At 72.8% G+C, this 15,396-nt stretch carries 11 protein-coding genes; 7 read left to right on the top strand and 4 right to left on the bottom strand.

All coding sequences use genetic code 11. The annotated features are described in order from the left end of the window. Positions 1-31: 31 nt before the first annotated feature. The 3 genes from LO772_RS18880 (at position 32) to LO772_RS18870 (ending at position 2,383) form a co-directional block, all read left to right on the top strand. Entirely contained in the window at positions 32-1,450 is a 1,419-nt protein-coding gene (locus LO772_RS18880) for an amidase (protein ID WP_231773199.1), read from the top strand. A gap of 58 nt (positions 1,451-1,508) precedes the next feature. Continuing rightward, positions 1,509-1,694, top strand: coding sequence for a hypothetical protein (locus LO772_RS18875; protein ID WP_231773198.1), 186 nt, complete (start codon positions 1,509-1,511; stop codon positions 1,692-1,694). 74 nt (positions 1,695-1,768) lie between these two features. After that, complete coding sequence (locus tag LO772_RS18870) at positions 1,769-2,383, top strand: cysteine hydrolase family protein (protein ID WP_231773197.1); 615 nt, start codon at positions 1,769-1,771, stop codon at positions 2,381-2,383. A gap of 57 nt (positions 2,384-2,440) precedes the next feature. On the opposite strand, the gene LO772_RS18865 is transcribed toward LO772_RS18870, so the two are convergent. Next, the gene (locus tag LO772_RS18865; protein ID WP_231773196.1) at positions 2,441-3,379 is read right to left on the bottom strand and encodes a hypothetical protein; all 939 of its coding nucleotides are present in this window, start codon (positions 3,377-3,379) and stop codon (positions 2,441-2,443) included. Positions 3,380-3,494: 115 nt separating this feature from the next. Continuing rightward, positions 3,495-4,994 (bottom strand): helix-turn-helix domain-containing protein, encoded by a 1,500-nt coding sequence (locus LO772_RS18860; RefSeq protein ID WP_231773195.1) that lies wholly within the window; start codon positions 4,992-4,994, stop codon positions 3,495-3,497. A 398-nt stretch (positions 4,995-5,392) separates the two neighbouring features. On the opposite strand from LO772_RS18860, the gene LO772_RS18855 reads away from it, so the two are divergent. Then, on the top strand, positions 5,393-6,634 hold the full coding sequence (locus LO772_RS18855; protein WP_231773194.1) for a DUF58 domain-containing protein: 1,242 nt from the start codon (positions 5,393-5,395) through the stop codon (positions 6,632-6,634). Next, the gene (locus tag LO772_RS18850) at positions 6,631-9,075 is read left to right on the top strand and encodes a DUF3488 and transglutaminase-like domain-containing protein (protein ID WP_231773193.1); all 2,445 of its coding nucleotides are present in this window, start codon (positions 6,631-6,633) and stop codon (positions 9,073-9,075) included. Before LO772_RS18855 ends, LO772_RS18850 begins: the two co-directional genes overlap by 4 nt. 38 nt (positions 9,076-9,113) lie before the next feature. On the opposite strand, the gene LO772_RS18845 is transcribed toward LO772_RS18850, so the two are convergent. Together LO772_RS18845 and LO772_RS18840 are read right to left on the bottom strand one after the other, a co-directional pair. Further along, the gene (locus tag LO772_RS18845) at positions 9,114-10,106 is read right to left on the bottom strand and encodes an AAA family ATPase (protein ID WP_231773192.1); all 993 of its coding nucleotides are present in this window, start codon (positions 10,104-10,106) and stop codon (positions 9,114-9,116) included. A 25-nt stretch (positions 10,107-10,131) separates the two neighbouring features. Next, positions 10,132-12,681 carry a fibronectin type III domain-containing protein gene (locus tag LO772_RS18840; RefSeq protein WP_231773191.1) on the bottom strand — a complete coding sequence of 850 codons (2,550 nt, stop codon included), beginning with the start codon at positions 12,679-12,681 and terminating at the stop codon, positions 10,132-10,134. A gap of 525 nt (positions 12,682-13,206) precedes the next feature. Here LO772_RS18840 and LO772_RS18835 point away from each other — a divergent pair. Next, entirely contained in the window at positions 13,207-14,205 is a 999-nt protein-coding gene (locus tag LO772_RS18835; protein ID WP_231773190.1) for an AraC family transcriptional regulator, read from the top strand. Positions 14,206-14,209: 4 nt separating this feature from the next. After that, positions 14,210-15,391 (top strand): CHAP domain-containing protein, encoded by a 1,182-nt coding sequence (locus LO772_RS18830; RefSeq protein ID WP_231773189.1) that lies wholly within the window; start codon positions 14,210-14,212, stop codon positions 15,389-15,391. Positions 15,392-15,396 lie beyond the last annotated feature (5 nt).

Genomic DNA, 15,396 nt, shown 5'->3' with positions numbered 1-15,396 from the left:
GTACACACCCCTCCTCCCAAGGAGTCCTGCCATGACCGCACCCACCACCCACGAGCCGACACTCGACGGTGCCGCCCGCGCCCTGCGCGAGGGGTCCGTGACCAGTGTCGAACTGACCCGGCGCTGCCTGGACGCGGCCGAGGCCCACGACGGCGAACTCGGCGTGTTCCTCACCCGGTTCGACGACCGGGCCCTGGCCGCCGCCGAGGCCGCCGACGCGGCACTGGCCGCGGGCGACGACCTCGGCCCGCTGCACGGGATCCCCCTCGGCATCAAGGACATCATCACCACCACCGAGGCACCGAGCACCGCGCAGAGCCTGATCCTGGACCGCGCCTGGGGGCCGGCGATCGGCGACGCACCCGTCGCCGCGCGGCTGCGGGCCGCCGGCGCGGTCTTCGTCGGCAAGGCCACCACGATGGAGTTCGCCATCGGCCGGCCCGACGAGTCGAAGCCGTTCCCGATTCCCCGCAACCCGTGGAACCCGCGGACGTGGCCGGGTGGTTCCAGCTCCGGGACCGGCGCGGGCGTCGCCGCCGGCATGTTCCTCGGCGGCCTCGGCACCGACACCGGCGGCAGCATCCGCATCCCCGCGGCGTTCTGCGGCATCTCCGGGCTGATGCCGACCTTCGGGCGCGTCCCCAAGTCGGGGTGCGTCCCGCTCGGCTACAGCCTGGACCACATCGGCCCGATGGCCCGCGCCGTCCGCGACTGCGCCCACATGCTCCAGGTCCTCGCCGGGCGCGACCCGTCCGACCCCGGCAGCGTCGACGAACCCGTACCGGACTACGGCAGCGCCCTGACCGGCGACCTCACCGGCCTGCGGATCGGCGTCGACACGCTGCGGCGCACCATCGCCGACGACACGGACCCGTCCGTCCCGGGGCTGCTGGAGGCCGCCGTACGGGTCCTCGCCGAGCGCGGCGCGGACATCGTGGAGGTCGAACTCCCGTACTACCGCGAGATGGTGACCGCGGACATGGTCACACTGACCGCGGAGGCGATGGCTTACCACGCCACCGATCTGCGGGCGCGCTGGGGTGACTACTTCGCCTCCACGCGGACCCTCGTCGCCTCCGGCGCCCTGTACAGCGCGGCCGACTACGTGCAGGCGCAACGGGTGCGCAGGGTGGCGCAGAAGGCCCTCGCCGGGCTCTACCGGGACGTCGACCTGGTGCTCACCCCGACCTGCTCGATCGGTGCGCCCGCACTGGACGACCTGGACTCGCTGATCGGCGGGCCGCGGGCCACCGCGATGCACACCGGCTACTGGGATTCGGTCGGCAACCCGGTGCTGAGCCTGCCGATCGGGTTCACCGCGGACGGCCTGCCCATCGGCATGCAGCTCGCCGGGCGCCCGTTCGAGGAGGCGGCCGTGCTGCGCGCCGGCGACGCCTACCAGCGGGACACGGACTGGCACCTGCGCGTCCCCGAGGGCTACGGGGCCTGACCGTGCGCCACCGCGTCATCCGTCCGTCCACCACCGCACACCGACAGGAGAAAACCAGATGAGCACCGACCCGTCCACCGCCGCACCCGTCCTGCTGGCCCTGGCCGGCCTGGCGCCGAGCGAGCGGGAGACCGCGCGGATCGCGGAGGCGTTCGCCGCGCAGTACCAGGCGATGCGGGAGCTGTACGACGTCGCCGACGCCCGCTACGAGGAGCCCGCGCTGATCTTCCACGCCCGTCCGTGACGGGTTCCCCCGGCCCCGCGATCCCCCGAACCGGCCCGGCCCGACCGGCTTCGCCGACACCGTACGGAGACTTCATGGACACCACTGGTCCCACGTCCGACGCCGCCGTCCTGGTCATCGACATGCAGAACGGCTTCTGCCACCCCGACGGCTCCGTGCCGCGCCACCTGGAGCCGCTGCCGCGGATGGCCGAGGTGGTGGCGGCCAACGCCGACCTGCTCGCCGCCGCGCGCGAGGCGGGCCTGCCGATCGTGTACACCCGGCACGTGTTCCGCCCGGGCAGGCTGGACGCCCCCGCGTCCACCGTCGCGGCGTTCCCCGCCGACGCCGAACCGCTGCTGCGCGGCTCCTGGGACGCCGACGTCGTCGGCGAACTGGCGCCGCGGCCGGACGACGTCGTCATCGACAAGAACCGCTTCGACGCGTTCCTCTACACCGATCTGGAGGTGGTGCTCCGGGCCATGGGCATACGCCGGCTGCTGGTGACGGGCGTCGTGACGAGCATCTGCGTCGAGTCGACCGTGCGTTCGGCGCAGCAGCGCGACTTCGCGGTGCACGTCGCCGAGGACTGCACCTCGGCCCCCGCGGACCAGCACCAGGCGGCACTCGACGTGATGGCCTACATCTTCGCCACGGTCGCGCCGTGGAAGGAGTGCCTGTCGGCGCTCGTGACGCCCGCCGGGAGCTGATCCCCGGGGGACGCACCGACTCGGTCGGCGACCGGGACGACAGCACGCGACGGCGGGTCAGGAGGTCGGTCGTTTGCTGGGCGCCGCGGGGCAGACGAGGTCGCCGCGGGCGAGTTGGAGGCCTTCGGGGGAGCTGACGACCGTGGTGACGACCACGCAGACGTCGGTGTCGTCGAGGATCGCGGTGAGGTCGCCGTCGCGCTCGATCAGGCGGCGTTGTTCGACCTGGCCGGTGCCCGGGGTCTGGGCGATGACGAAGTAGCCGCTGACGTCTTCGGGGGACCGTGGCGGGTCCCACGTGACCTGGAGGCGGCCGTCGAAGACGCCGACCGCGACCGCCTGGGGGCGCAGCGCGTCCAGCCGGTCCGCGGGGACCGGGCGGGCGGCGACGGCCTCGCTGGGCATGGCCTGCGGCGGCAGCGACGACGCGGGCGGGAGCCGCGCGGTCGTCTTGTCCTTGCCGCCGTCGCCGCCCGCGAGGAAGATCACCGCGCTCACGACGATGACGACGACGAGCGCGCCGGCCAGGGCGATCAGGTGCCACGGCCGGTCCTTGGGGCCCTCGTCGAACCAGTGCTGGCCGGGCAGCCCGGGGGCGGTGTCGAGCGGTTCCGCGACCGGCGCGGGCGGTTCGACGATCTCGGGGTTCACGTAGTGCGGTTCGCGCTGCGGCGGGGCCTCGTCGTCGGCGACGTCGAGCGGTACGTATGCCCAACTGTCCGCGTCGTCCTCGGAGTCCGCCGTATCGGGGTCGGTCGCGACGCCGGGAGCGGGCGGTTTGGGCTGACGCTTGGTCAGGTCCGGTACGGAGGCCGCGGGTTGCGCGACGGCGGACGGCGGCGCGGGGGCGTCGCCCGTACGCGGCTCCTCGGCCGCGGTCGCGCCCACCGGAGCGAAGATCGCGTCGCCGGCTCCCGGCAGCCACGCGGGAGGCTCGGGCAACTTCTGTCCGGCGTAGGGGTCGTCACCCGTCCAATCACGTTCCGTCGTCGTCACCCGTTGATCCCGCCTTGGTCGGTCGTGGCCGAACGGCCCGCTCGACCGTCCCCGGCCGCGGTGCCTGTTCGCCTGAGCCCAGGGCACAGCGCGCGCCGCGCCGTGTCTATCCGGTTCAGGAAACCTCCACGTTGGGCAGCGCGGCCGACGCCTCGGCCCGGGGAATCCGGGGCACCGGTGGCCCGCTGCCGCCCGAGACACGCGCGACGGACCGGTCGTGGATCAGCAGCGCGAGCCACAAGTCGTGCCTGGCGCCGGGCAGTTCGAGAAGCGAACGGCCCAGGTCCCGGCCGACCCGGGCGAGTCGTTTGCGGACCGCGGACGACGAAAGCCCCAGTTCGACCGCGGTCGCGGCAATGCTCGCATCAAGGGCCAGCCACGTGCGGACCGTTCGCACGCTGGCGTCCGACGCGCGCCACAGCAGCGGCTGCAACTGGCGGCTCGCCCACACCGCCGCGCCGGGGCCGTCGAACAGCACGGCCAAGTCCGGCGCGGGAGCGCGCGAGGCCTCGGGGGCGATGTACGTCTGCTCGTGCACCCGCAGCGCGAGCGACACCACGGCCTGGTCGGCCAGGTGGTTGAGGTCCGCGCCCAGGAGTTCGCCGATCAGCCGCAACCGGTCGCGCGCGGTGTTGCGGTGGATGTCCAGGTTGCGGGGCGCGTGCTGGGACAGCCGCAGCCACGCGCGGGCGGTGCGGACCAGTTCCTCCGCGTCGGGCGCGGTGCGGCGCGGCGGCTCGTAGGTCAGCAGCGGGCGCAGCAGTTGCGTCGCCCACGCACCCGCGGCGGGGCCGAGCGCGAAACTGAGCTTCGTCCGCGACTCGAAGCGGTTGCCGGTCTCCGCGCCGACGCGCGGCGCGTACAAGGCGTGCAGGGCCTGTTCGACCCCGGTGCCCGCCTCGCGCAGCGGTACGACGGCGCTCGTCCCGACCCGGCAGCCCCCGCCGGCGGTCGCGCGCGCGATCGCGTCCTCCAGCCCCTGCTGGTCCTTCGCGGGGGCGAGCAGCAGCATCGCGTCGTGCTGCGCGGTCGTCCGGAACGTCCAGATCGACGGCCCGAGGCCCTCGGGATGCCGCAGGTGCCGCTCGCGCTCCCGGACGGGCAGCCCTTCCACCGCGGCCAGCCGGATCGGGTCGGGCAGGCCGCGGCGCAGGGCCGTGGCGGTGCGCCGGGCGGCACCGACGCTGCCCGTGCACAGCAGATCGAAGACCACCGCGCACACCCGCGCTCGCACATCGGCGAGGACGCGTTCGGCCCGTTCGGCACGCAGGTGGACACCGATGAGCCAGGTCGCCTCGGCGATCGCGGGCCACAGGTCGTCGGTCGGGCGCCGCGCGTCGGCGATCGCGAGGACCGTCTTCGACGCGGTGTCGCCCACGCGCGCGATCCGCACCGTGCCGCCGCCGGGCGAGGTCACCTCCACGACGGCGGGCCGCGCGGAGCGGACGCGGTTGACGTCGGTACGGGACAACACCGGTCCCATGTCGCCGAGTTCCCCCGCGATAACGCGCGGCGCCGGACCGGACATGTCCACGAGCGCCACCCGCCCCCGCAGGTCGGACGCCAGGCGCCGCACCAACCACCGCAATGCCTCGGCACAGTCGGTGAAACGCATGAGACCGGAGACGTAATCCGGGCCGTCTCCCGACATGTTGCCTCGTGGGCCGGCAACAAACACAATTACCCCCCCACTCGCAGACAATGAGCCTCCATCTCGGAATTCTGCCACCGCTGTTCGGATAGCGGGGACCGTGGCACAGAGTCGAGGGATGTCCCTCGATAGCGCCAAATCGGTTGTTTCCCAGATGAGTTCGCCGCCGCGATGGATGGCGTGTTCCGGACAGTCGCAAAGTGTATGTCCGAACTCCGCCGCGGCGCCTAGGGTCTGACACGGGACCATACGAACCGCTCCCCGTATTCCACCGCCGGTCGAGAACTCGCCCGAATGTGCGGCGGCGGCCGAATCCCCGCGGAGAAAACGCTCAGTGGCCCGCGTCCGAGGAGCACATGCGCATGGCTGACAGCGGCGTACCCCCGACCGCGGCACCCGGCCGTGTGGCACTCACCCGTTCCGGACACGGCGTACTCGCCACCGCGCTCACCATGGTCGCGGCGGGCTGGGCGGTGGGTTACCGCGAGCCGGTGGTGTTCGGGCTCGCCGGGGTTCTCGCCGTAATCGCCGCCGTCGCGTGGACCCTGACACCGCCCGGCATCACCGCGTCGCGCCGCCTGGCCCCGGCGCACACCACGCGCGGCGGCCACACGACCGCGACCGTGACGCTGCGCCGCACAGGCCGATGGGCGCGACGCGGCCTCCGGCTCGCCGACTCGTGCGGCGACGTCTCGGTCGACGTCCCGGCCCCCACCCCCGGTGCGAGGCAGGCGGTCACCGCGCGCTACGTGGTGCCGACGCCGCGCCGCGGTCGGCTCGCGGTGGGGCCGCTTCGGCTTGTGCTCACCGATCCGTTCGGGTTCTGCCGCCGCACCGATGTGTTCGGCGACGCCGACACTCTCGTCGTCCGGCCGCGCACGGTCCCGCTCGGCGCCCCCGCCTCGGGCCGTGACGCCCACCTCGACGGCACGACGTCGGATGCGGTGGAGGGCGCCCCGTCGGCCTTCCACGCGCTGCGCCCGTACGTCCCCGGGGACGACCAGCGCCTGGTGCACTGGCGGTCCACCGCCCGTGCGGGCACGCTGATCGTGCGCCAGCTCGCGGACCTCAACCGCCCGCACACCACCGTGGTGCTCGACACCGAGCCGGCGCACTACCGGGACCTTCCGAGCGGCTCCGGCGGTGCCGGTGACACCGACCCGGCCGACTCACCGTTCGAACTCGCCGTCGACGTCGCCGCGTCGGTGGCCTGCGGGGCCGCACAACTGGCGTTCCCGGTACGCCTCGTGGCCGACGGCACGTGGCTGGCGGTCGGTGGCGACGGGGGCACCGGCGCGATCCTGGACGCGTTGGCGGTCGTCCGGCCCGGTGCGGCCGGCTCGCTCGGGCACGCGCTCGGCATGCTCGGCCGCGCCCGGACCGGCGGCTCGCTCGTGGTCGTGACCGGCGGCGGCGCCGACGGGGCCGTGCTGCGACGGATCGGGGCGCTGCGGCAGGTGTTTCCCCGGATCCGTGTCCTACGCGTCGGCGGCCGGGCACCGGGCCTGCCTCCGGCACCGCGACCGGCGTACGGCCCCATGGTCGTGGACGTCGCGGCGTTGCCGGAGTTGCCCGGCGCGTGGAATCGCGGGGCGGGCCGGTGACCGCCGCCAAGGCCGCGCTCCGGACCGACGCGGGCGGCGCCGCTCACACCGCCGCTTACACCGCCGCTCAATACGACACGGCACCCGACGCGCAGGGCGACGCGGGGACCGGTGCCGGCGCCCGCAATGCCGCGCACACACGATTGGGGCCGCCGGACGGCGGCTCCCCCGCCGCCCCGGCCGTCGACCCATCCCCTTACCGTTCCTGGTCGTTGCTCCCCGTCGCGGTGCTGGCCTGGAGTACGGGCCTGGCGTACCTGCCGGTGTTCGGCCTGGACGCCCTGCTGCCGGTGATCACCGCCGCGTCGGTCGCGCCGGTCCTCCTCGCCTTCGCGGTGTCATCGGTGCTGCGCTACCCCGCGTGGTCGGCGGGCGCGCTGAGCGCCCTGGGCGCGCTGGTGGGGGCGTGCGCCACGTTGTACCGCGACGAGGCGGTCGGCGGCGTCCTGCCGACGCCGTCTCTTGCCCGCGAGCTGGGTCGCGCGCTGGTCGACGCACCGCCGTCGCTGCTCGGTGTGATCCTGCCGGCTCCCGCCGAACCGCGGCTGCTGGTACTGGTGTTCGCGACCGTATGGGCCGTCGGGTACGCGGGCGCCGAATTGGCGCTGCGCACCGGGGGACGCGCCCTGCCGGTGCTCCCGGCCGTCGTGCCCCTCGCCGGAGTGCCGCTGCTCGGAATCGGGGGCAAGCCGCCCACGACGCCCGTGCTGGGCGCCGCGGTGGTGGCGGCGGGTGCCGTGATCCTGGTGCGCTCCCCCGCCGGCCCCGAGCGCGCGGCGAGGCTCCTCCTGGGTGTTCCGCTCGCCGCGGGCGCGGCCTTGGCCGCGGTCCTGACGTCCGCGGTACTGCCCGGCGCGTCGCGGCAGGCCGTCGATCTGCGCGGGCACGTGGGCCGTCCGCCGTCCGTCGAGGTCGAGGGGCTGAGCCCGCTCGACCGGATCTCGGCCTGGCTGCGGGACCCGGACCGTCCCATGTTCAGCGTCGCGGCCCCCGACGCGGCCCCGGACCAGCTGTGGCGACTCACGGTCTTCGACCGCTACGACGGCGTCGCCTGGCGTCCCGTCCGGAATCTTGAGCCCTCCGGGGGCCACGTGCCGGGCGCGGCGGAGACGACCGCGACCACACGTCGTCTGGCACAGGACATCACCCTGCACCGGCTTCCCGGCCCGTGGCTGCCCGCCGCGGAGCGGCCCACGGACGTCGACCTCGCCGACCACGACCGGATCGCGGTGGACCGGGGCAGCGGCGTGGTGGCGGATGAGGCCGATTTCACCGAAGGCACCCGGTACACGGTCGTGTCGGACGTTCCGGTCTACGACCCCGAGAGTGTGCAGTTCGCGCCGACCGCCGACGCCCCGGGGGATATCGCGCTTCCCGCCCTGGACGCGGCCGGCGGGGAGATCGCCGCCCTCGCGGCGCTGCGCGACCTGGCGCAGCGGGCGACCGAGGGCAGCGGTTTCCCCTATCAACAGGCGCTGCGGCTCGCCGAGTGGCTGCGCGCGAACCACACGTTCGACCCGGACGCGGTCCCCGGGCACGGCTACCGCAACCTCCAGTTCTTCCTGGAGGCCGGAAAGACCGGGACGTCGGAGCAGTTCGCGGCGGCGTTCGCGGTGCTGGCCCGGACGCTGAACCTCCCGGCACGGGTGGTGGTCGGCTTCCGTTCCCCGCCGGCGGTCGACGGGGTGGTACACGTCCGGGCGGGCGACGTCCTCGCGTGGGCCGAGGTGCGTTTCGCGGGGGTCGGGTGGGTGCCCTTCTTCCCGACGCCCGCGCAGGGGCAGGCGACGCACGTGGTGCCGCCACCGCCGCCGTCCGCGCCCGAGGAAACCCCGCCCGACGAGGCCGCCGCGTCCGAACAGCACCCGGAGCAGGACCGGGCCGATCTCGACGCGCGGATCCGCGACGAGGAACGGGCGTCCGCCGCACAGTCCGCGGCGCGCGACGGCGACGGATCATCGTGGTGGATATGGCTGACGGCGGCCTGCGCGGCGATCGCCGCGGCGGTCCCGTCGGTGACGCGCGGCGCCCGCGCCCTGCGCCGCGGGCGGCGCCGCAGCGGGCCTCCCGACCGGCGCATCCTCGGTGCGTGGGCGCAGGCGGAGGAACAACTCCGGCGGCTCGGCATGCCGTCCGCCGAGGCGATGACGGCGCACGACGTCGCGGCGTACGGCCGCCGGCGGTTGGGCGACCGGGCCGGCGAGGCGCTGCACGTCCTCGCCGGCATCCACAACGAACTGCTGTACGGGGAACCGGCGGACAAGCGCCCCGACGACAAGGCCCGGGCCGCGTTGGCGTGGCGCTGCTGCCGCGAGGTGGAGGCGGCGGCACGCACCGCGTCGGCGGTCCGCACGCGGTGGCGGCCGATCCGCGTCCGACGCGGGAGTGCCGCGGTCATCGCCGCCCCGGGCGGCGGGCCTTGGACCGGACGGCCGGGCTGACGTTCCGTCAAGTCCTGGGCGTGCGGCGCCGGTTCACGTCACGTCGCCTTGGGAACCGGCACGCGGCCGAGCACTTCGGCCACCAGGTCCACGTCGGTCACCCCCGCGAACTCCGTTTCGGGCGTGAGCAGGAGGCGGTGGGCGAGCACGGGCGCCGCCAGCGCCTTGATGTCCTCGGGCATGACGTACGCGCGGCCGGCCGCCGCCGCCCGCACCCGGGCCGCGCGGATCAGCGCGACGCTGCCGCGGGGTCCCGCGCCGAGGCGTACCCCGGGCAGTTCGCGGGTGGCGATCGCGACGCGCACCGCGTAGGCGGCGACCGCGTCGGGGACGCGGACGCGTTCGCGCGCGATGTGCGCGAACTCGCGCACGTGCGCGGCCGAGGCGATGGTCGGCAGGGTCTCCACCGCGGCGCCCATCGCCCCGGTGGCGACCTGGAGTTCGGCCGCGAAGTCCGGATAGCCGACGGTGAGCCGCATCATGAACCGGTCGAGCTGCGCCTCCGGCAGCGGATAGGTGCCAACCGTCTCCACCGGGTTCTGCGTCGCGAACACCATGAAGGGGTGCGGTACTTCGTGGGTGATCCCGTCGGCGGTGACGCGGCCCTCCTCCATGACCTCCAGGAGGGCCGACTGCGTCTTGGGCGAGGCGCGGTTGATCTCGTCGCCGATCACGAAGTTCGCGAACACCGGCCCCGGCAGGAACTCGAACCGCCCGGTGTTCTGCCGGTAGACGGACGCCCCGGTGATGTCGGAGGGCAGCAGGTCGGGGGTGAACTGCACGCGGTGGCACGACCCGTCGAGCGACGCGGCCAGCGCGCGGGCGAGCGTGGTCTTGCCGGTTCCGGGCACGTCCACCACCAGGACGTGCCCTTCCGCGAACAGGCAGATCAGCGCCAGCTCGACGACGTCGCGCTTGCCCTTCACCACCCGCTCGATGTTGTCGGCGAGCGCCGCGTGGCACTCGGCGAACAACTTGATCGCGCTCTGGATGGGGGCGGCACCGTTGGGGTGCACGGGCACGGACGTCACGGGCGGGCTGCTCCTCGCTGCGGGTTCACTCGCACTGCCAGACCTCGGGCGAGTAGCTGTTCTTCCCGGAGTTCGAGGTCGAGACGTAGACGTCGCTGACGTATCCGGACGTGCCCTTGTAGGTGACCTTGTCCCAGATGGCGCTGTCGCCGCCCGTACCGTCGAGCCGGTGCTCGGTGCTGCCCTTCACCTGGCAGTACACGGTGATCTTGCCGTTGTATCCGGGCGGGATCGCGCCGGCCCGACCGCCCGACCCGGAATCCGGGATGTTGCGGATGCCCATGTCGATGCCGTCGTCCTCGTTGTGGTGCACGTTGAGCGTCTTCTTCGGCGGGGTCATGTCGACCTCCGCCTTCGCCGCCGCGCTCGTGCCGGCCGCGTTCACCGCCGAGAGGGTGATGTCGTACACCTTGCCGTTGGTCAGGCCCTTGATGGTGTACGACGTGGACTTGGTCTCGGCCTCACCGTCCGGTGCGGAGCCGGCGCCCTTCCAGGTCACGTGGTAGGTGAGCCCTGTTCCGGCGGGTGCTTTCCAGTTGAGGACGATCTGGTGGTTGCTGCGCGTCTCGCCGGTGATCGTCGGTTTTCCCGGGGCGACGCACGGGCGTACGGCCGGGGAGGCCGGCGAGGCGAGGCGCTCGGTGCCGTAGACGGCGACGACCTTGAAGGCGTATTCGGTGTCCTTCGCGCACGTGAGGTCGCTGATGTCGAACCGGAACGGCCCCTTCGCGGCCACCTTCGCGGGCTTCACGGTCGCGCCCTCGGGCGCGCCTTCCAGTTCGTACCGGTCCGGTGTCGCACCCGCGCTCGGGGTGAAGGTGATGCTGATCCCGTTGGCGCCGGTCTGCGCCTTGGGGCGACCCGGCGCGCTCTTCTCGGGGGGCTTCGGCGTCTCGGTCGGCGTCGTCTTGGTCGGTGTCGGTGTCGTCGTCTTGGTCGGTGCCGTCGTGGTCGGCGTCGATGTCGGTGTGGGCGTGGGCGTGGGCGTCGGCGTCGGCGTCGCGGGCGGCTCGCTCGCGGTCTCCGTCGGCTCGTCCGGTTCGGGTACCGGAGTCGAAGCCGTCGCCGTGGGCTGGGGGCTCACCGGCTCGGCGGGCGTCGGAGCGGGCGCCGTGACCGTCACCGTCACCGCGGGTTGCGGAGGCGGCGATGCCGGGTCGGGCGGTGCCGGGGGCTGCCGCGGGGTGTTGACCGGCGTAGCGCTTGCCCGGTCCTCGGGCGGGGACGTCTCCGGCGGGGCCTCCGTGTCCGACCGCCGCGGTCCGCTCGGGTCGTCATGCGGCCTTTCGGAGTTCGCCCCGTCGTCGGACTCCGCCCCCGCGTCCGGCTCACGGGCGGGCGTCGACGTCGGCGTCGGGGACACGGAGGACGTCGCGGCCGGTGAACTCCCGGCGTCCGGAACGTCGGTGGCGTACTTGTCGATCAGGTGGACCACACCGTCCTCGTCGACGACGGCGGCGGTCGCGTTGGCCTGGTCGTTGACCCAGAGACGGTCGCCGCGAGTGTACGCGTCGAGCCTGCCCGGTGTCCCGGTGACGCGGATCGGCTCGTCGAACCTCGCGGTGAGCGTGTCGTAGACGACCAGTTGCCCGGTCGCGAGATCGGGAACGTAGACGCGCGGACCGTGCGCCTGCGGCGGACCGTACGACTTGCCGGCCAGCTCCACGTTGGTCGCCTGCACGACACCGCTGTCGATGTTCGCGACCACCAGGGTCCCGGTGTCGGGGGCGAGGAGCGGCACCAGCGGGCTCACGTTCTGCTCCGGCACGAGCAGCTTCGCCGGGTCGGCGGCGAGCAGCCCGCCGGGCAGGCGCATCGTGAGTCCGGCGTCCTGTGCCGACAGGACCGCGAGCGTCCCGGCCTTGGCGTTCACCACGGCCGCGCGACCGTCCGCGACGGTCAACCGCAGCGGGTCGCCGGGCGCACCGACCTTCACCGGCGTGCCGACCTCCTTCTCGGTGACGGGCACCGCCTCGCCGCGCTCGGGAAGCAGTGCCCACAGCACGCCCTCGCCGTCGACGCGTGCCGCACCGACGGGTCGGCTGCCCAACGCGACGGCGTCCGCGACCGGCGCGAGGGTCACAGGGTCGATCCGCTGGACGGTGCCCGCGAGTTCGTCGACCACCCAGGCTGTGTCCTCGTCGCCCGCGACGATGCGGAGGCGCCCGCCCTCGAACGACTGCGTCCGCGCGACGGAGAGTTGTGCGGGGTCGATCCGCGTGAGAACGCCCGTGGCCTGGTCGAGCACGAGGATGGTGTTGCCCTCTTCGACCACTTGGAGCGGCCCCTCGACGCCGCCGAGCCCGACACGGCCGTCGACCTGCCCGGTCGTCCCGTTCGCGTGGACCAGCGAACCGCTCTTCAGACTGGCGAGCCACGAACCCGCCTCGGAGATCCGGGTCTTCGTGTCCGCCGATCCGACGCCGACGATCATCGACGTGACGATCAGGGCGCCCACGAGCGCGGCGGAGATCCCGCCGACCAGTCGACCGCCGAGGCGCCGGCCGCCGTCCCCGGGCCGACCAAGGCGCCACCGAGATCCGGCCGTCGCCGTGCGGTGTGGTCGTGTCGCCATGGGTGTGCTCCCGGGGGCGTGCGTCATCAACTCGCGGAGCGCGCGGATAAACCGGAGATTGACAGCTGAAAGACGCCCGGTCAATATCCATTCGGCGAATCGCACACCGGATATCCGATGTGGGCGACCCGCTGCCCGTGCAAGACGACACCTGTCCGCGCTATTCGCCGTGCGAATCTTCCCTCGCCACGGACGGCCGTGATCCGTAAAGTCCCATGCTGACCGAGGAGTTTCGCATCGCACTTCCGGTCGGCTGGCTCCCGCACCACCAAGCTGTGATTCCGCCCAGTCCCCGAACGGTTGGAGTCCCGCATGAACAGCCCCGGTGTCGGCGGACTCGGTACCGTCGCCGTCCCCGACTTCACTCGGAACGACCGCACGAAAAGGCGCGCAAGGATTCTCGGCACCCAGCGCCCGACCACGGTGACGGCACGTCCGTCGGATTTCCCGGCAGCCTTCGACCTGGTTTCGGAACACCAGGACGACGCGATACCCGGGCCGGGATATTCCGGTAGCGATATCGCGATGTTTCAGGACTCTTTGGCGGCGAGCCTCGCCCCGTACCGCATCCAACCCGTCGAACCCGGTCCGTTTCGAGGCCGCCTGGCCGTGACGCGTTCCAGCGACGTCGTGGTGGCCAGGCTCTCCTGCGACGTCACCGTCCAGGCGGACGTCGAATCGCTGCCCGCCAACGCGTACATCGTCACGCTCGGCCACGACGGCCCGCCGGCGGTCGTGGACGGCCGCCCCGTCGAACGGTCCTCGTTCGTCGTCGGGCCGAGGCAGAGGCTCCGCGTCCGCTGGACCGCCGGTCGCCCCGTCACGATGGTCAAGCTGTCCCGTCGCCTGCTCGAACGCGTGTGGCGCGAGCAATGCGGTCGGCCGAGGTCGCAACCGCTGGCCTTCACGGTGCCGCTCAACCTGGTCGCCGTGCGCAGCGGGCTCTGGGAGACACTCGCCGACGCCTTCGTCACGACGCGGGAGTCCGGTCTTCTCGACTCCTCCGCCGTCAACACGGCGTTCGGCCAACTGCTTGCCCAAGCCCTGCTCACGGCCCAGCCGCGGCAGCAAGCGCCGCAGCCGGCGCGGCAAGCGGTCGGTCCCGGCGCCCCGGGTGACCCGGGCGACCGGGCCCCGCACCGCGCGGGGACCACGGAGGCCGACGATGTCCTCCCGGTCCCCGCGCCGGTGCTCCGGGCCCTGGAGTTCTGCCGGGCTCATGCCGGCGACCCGTTGGGGGTCGCCGACATCGCGGAGGCCGCGGGCATCAGCGTGCGGAGGCTCCAGGCGATGTTCCGCACCCACGTCGGCCCCACACCGATCGAGTACGTCAAACAGGTTCGCCTCGCGGGAGTGCACACGGACCTGAAGAGCATCTCCCGGGGCGTCTCGTACGACACCGTCACCGATGTCGCGCTCCGCTGGGGATTCACGCATCTGGGGCGGTTCAGCAGCACCTATCGCGCCCAGTTCGGCCAACTGCCGTCGCAGACGGCGCGGCGCGACCGAGCGGCGACCGGATGACCGGATGACCGGAGCCTCTCCGACGGCGGCGGACGCGAAGCGCCCGGGCCGGGCGACCCGGCGGCGGATCGCGACGGTCGTCGCCGTGCTCACCGCGTGCGCGGTGCTCGGCGGGTGCTCTTTCCCGGTGCTCTACTCCCAGCAGATGAATACGAATCCCGGCGGTGACGGTGCGTTCGACCCCGCCCGGCTTCCGCAAGCCGCCCGGCCGTACGAGCAGTGGATCACGAAAGCAGGCGCCCTCTGCGAGGAAGCGACTCCCGAGATCGTCGCGGGCGTGATCAACGTCGAAAACGGCAGCTGGAACCCGCGAGTGAACGAGGGAAAAACCGGCAACGTCGCCCTGGGTTTGGCCCAATTCCTGCGCGGGACGTGGGACACGTACGGCGTGGACGCGGACGGCAACGGCACGAAGGACATCTTCAATGCGGCGGACGCCATCCTCTCCGCCGGGAACTACCTCTGCCATCTGGCCGACGTGGTCCGCGGATACCTCAAAGACGGCAGGATTCCCAACGTCTCGCCCCCCGGCACCGAGACGAACGTACGAGATCTGATGATCGTCGGATACAACAAAGGCGAGGGCATCTGGCTGCGGACCGAGTGGAACGGGGTCAAAATCAACTTCGACTCCCAAGGGATTCCCGACGCCAAGGACGGCTTGGGAACCACCGGCCAGGAGTACCTGCGTGCCGTCAACGCCGCGATCGACGGGTTCCGGTCACCGGGCTCGGGGGGAGCGCCGGTCGGCGGCGTACGCAAGAGAATGGTGGACGCCGCGCTTCGCGAGGTGGGGACCACGGAGGTCCCGCCGGGCAGCAACTGCCAGAAGTACAAAGGAAACTATCAATGGTGTTACGCCTGGTGCGCCGTATTCGCCAGCTGGATCTGGAAAAAGGGCGGATTCACATTCGAGAGCACCTGGGTGAAGGATTTCTACACCTGGGGCCGGCAAAACGGATCGTACCGGACGGATTTTCGCGGCGCACAGCCCGGTGACGTCGTCATCTACTTCAGGCCGCCCGACGACTATTACCACATCGGGGTCATCATCCAGGCCTTTCCGGACGGTATGATCGAAACCGTCGAAGGCAACAGCACCGGAGACGCCGTCGCCCACCACACCAAATTCGCACCGTCGTCCCGAGGCGGCATCGGCTACGTCGCCCCCATCACCGGGAAATAGTGGGG

This window comes from Yinghuangia sp. ASG 101, assembly GCF_021165735.1.
In the GTDB taxonomy this organism is placed as follows: Bacteria; Actinomycetota; Actinomycetes; order Streptomycetales; family Streptomycetaceae; genus Yinghuangia.
This window is presented reverse-complemented; position numbering and strand designations above follow the sequence as displayed.

What these genes read in the sequence shown, in the direction of transcription:
- LO772_RS18875 (WP_231773198.1), top strand. Translation starts at nt 1,509, where the DNA reads ATGAGCACCGACCCGTCCACCGCCGCACCCGTCCTGCTGGCCCTGGCC.
- LO772_RS18835 (WP_231773190.1), top strand. Translation starts at nt 13,207, where the DNA reads ATGTTTCAGGACTCTTTGGCGGCGAGCCTCGCCCCGTACCGCATCCAA.
- LO772_RS18860 (WP_231773195.1), bottom strand. Translation starts at nt 4,994, where the DNA reads ATGCGTTTCACCGACTGTGCCGAGGCATTGCGGTGGTTGGTGCGGCGC.
- LO772_RS18870 (WP_231773197.1), top strand. Translation starts at nt 1,769, where the DNA reads ATGGACACCACTGGTCCCACGTCCGACGCCGCCGTCCTGGTCATCGAC.
- LO772_RS18880 (WP_231773199.1), top strand. Translation starts at nt 32, where the DNA reads ATGACCGCACCCACCACCCACGAGCCGACACTCGACGGTGCCGCCCGC.
- LO772_RS18830 (WP_231773189.1), top strand. Translation starts at nt 14,210, where the DNA reads ATGACCGGAGCCTCTCCGACGGCGGCGGACGCGAAGCGCCCGGGCCGG.
- LO772_RS18855 (WP_231773194.1), top strand. Translation starts at nt 5,393, where the DNA reads ATGGCTGACAGCGGCGTACCCCCGACCGCGGCACCCGGCCGTGTGGCA.
- LO772_RS18840 (WP_231773191.1), bottom strand. Translation starts at nt 12,681, where the DNA reads ATGGCGACACGACCACACCGCACGGCGACGGCCGGATCTCGGTGGCGC.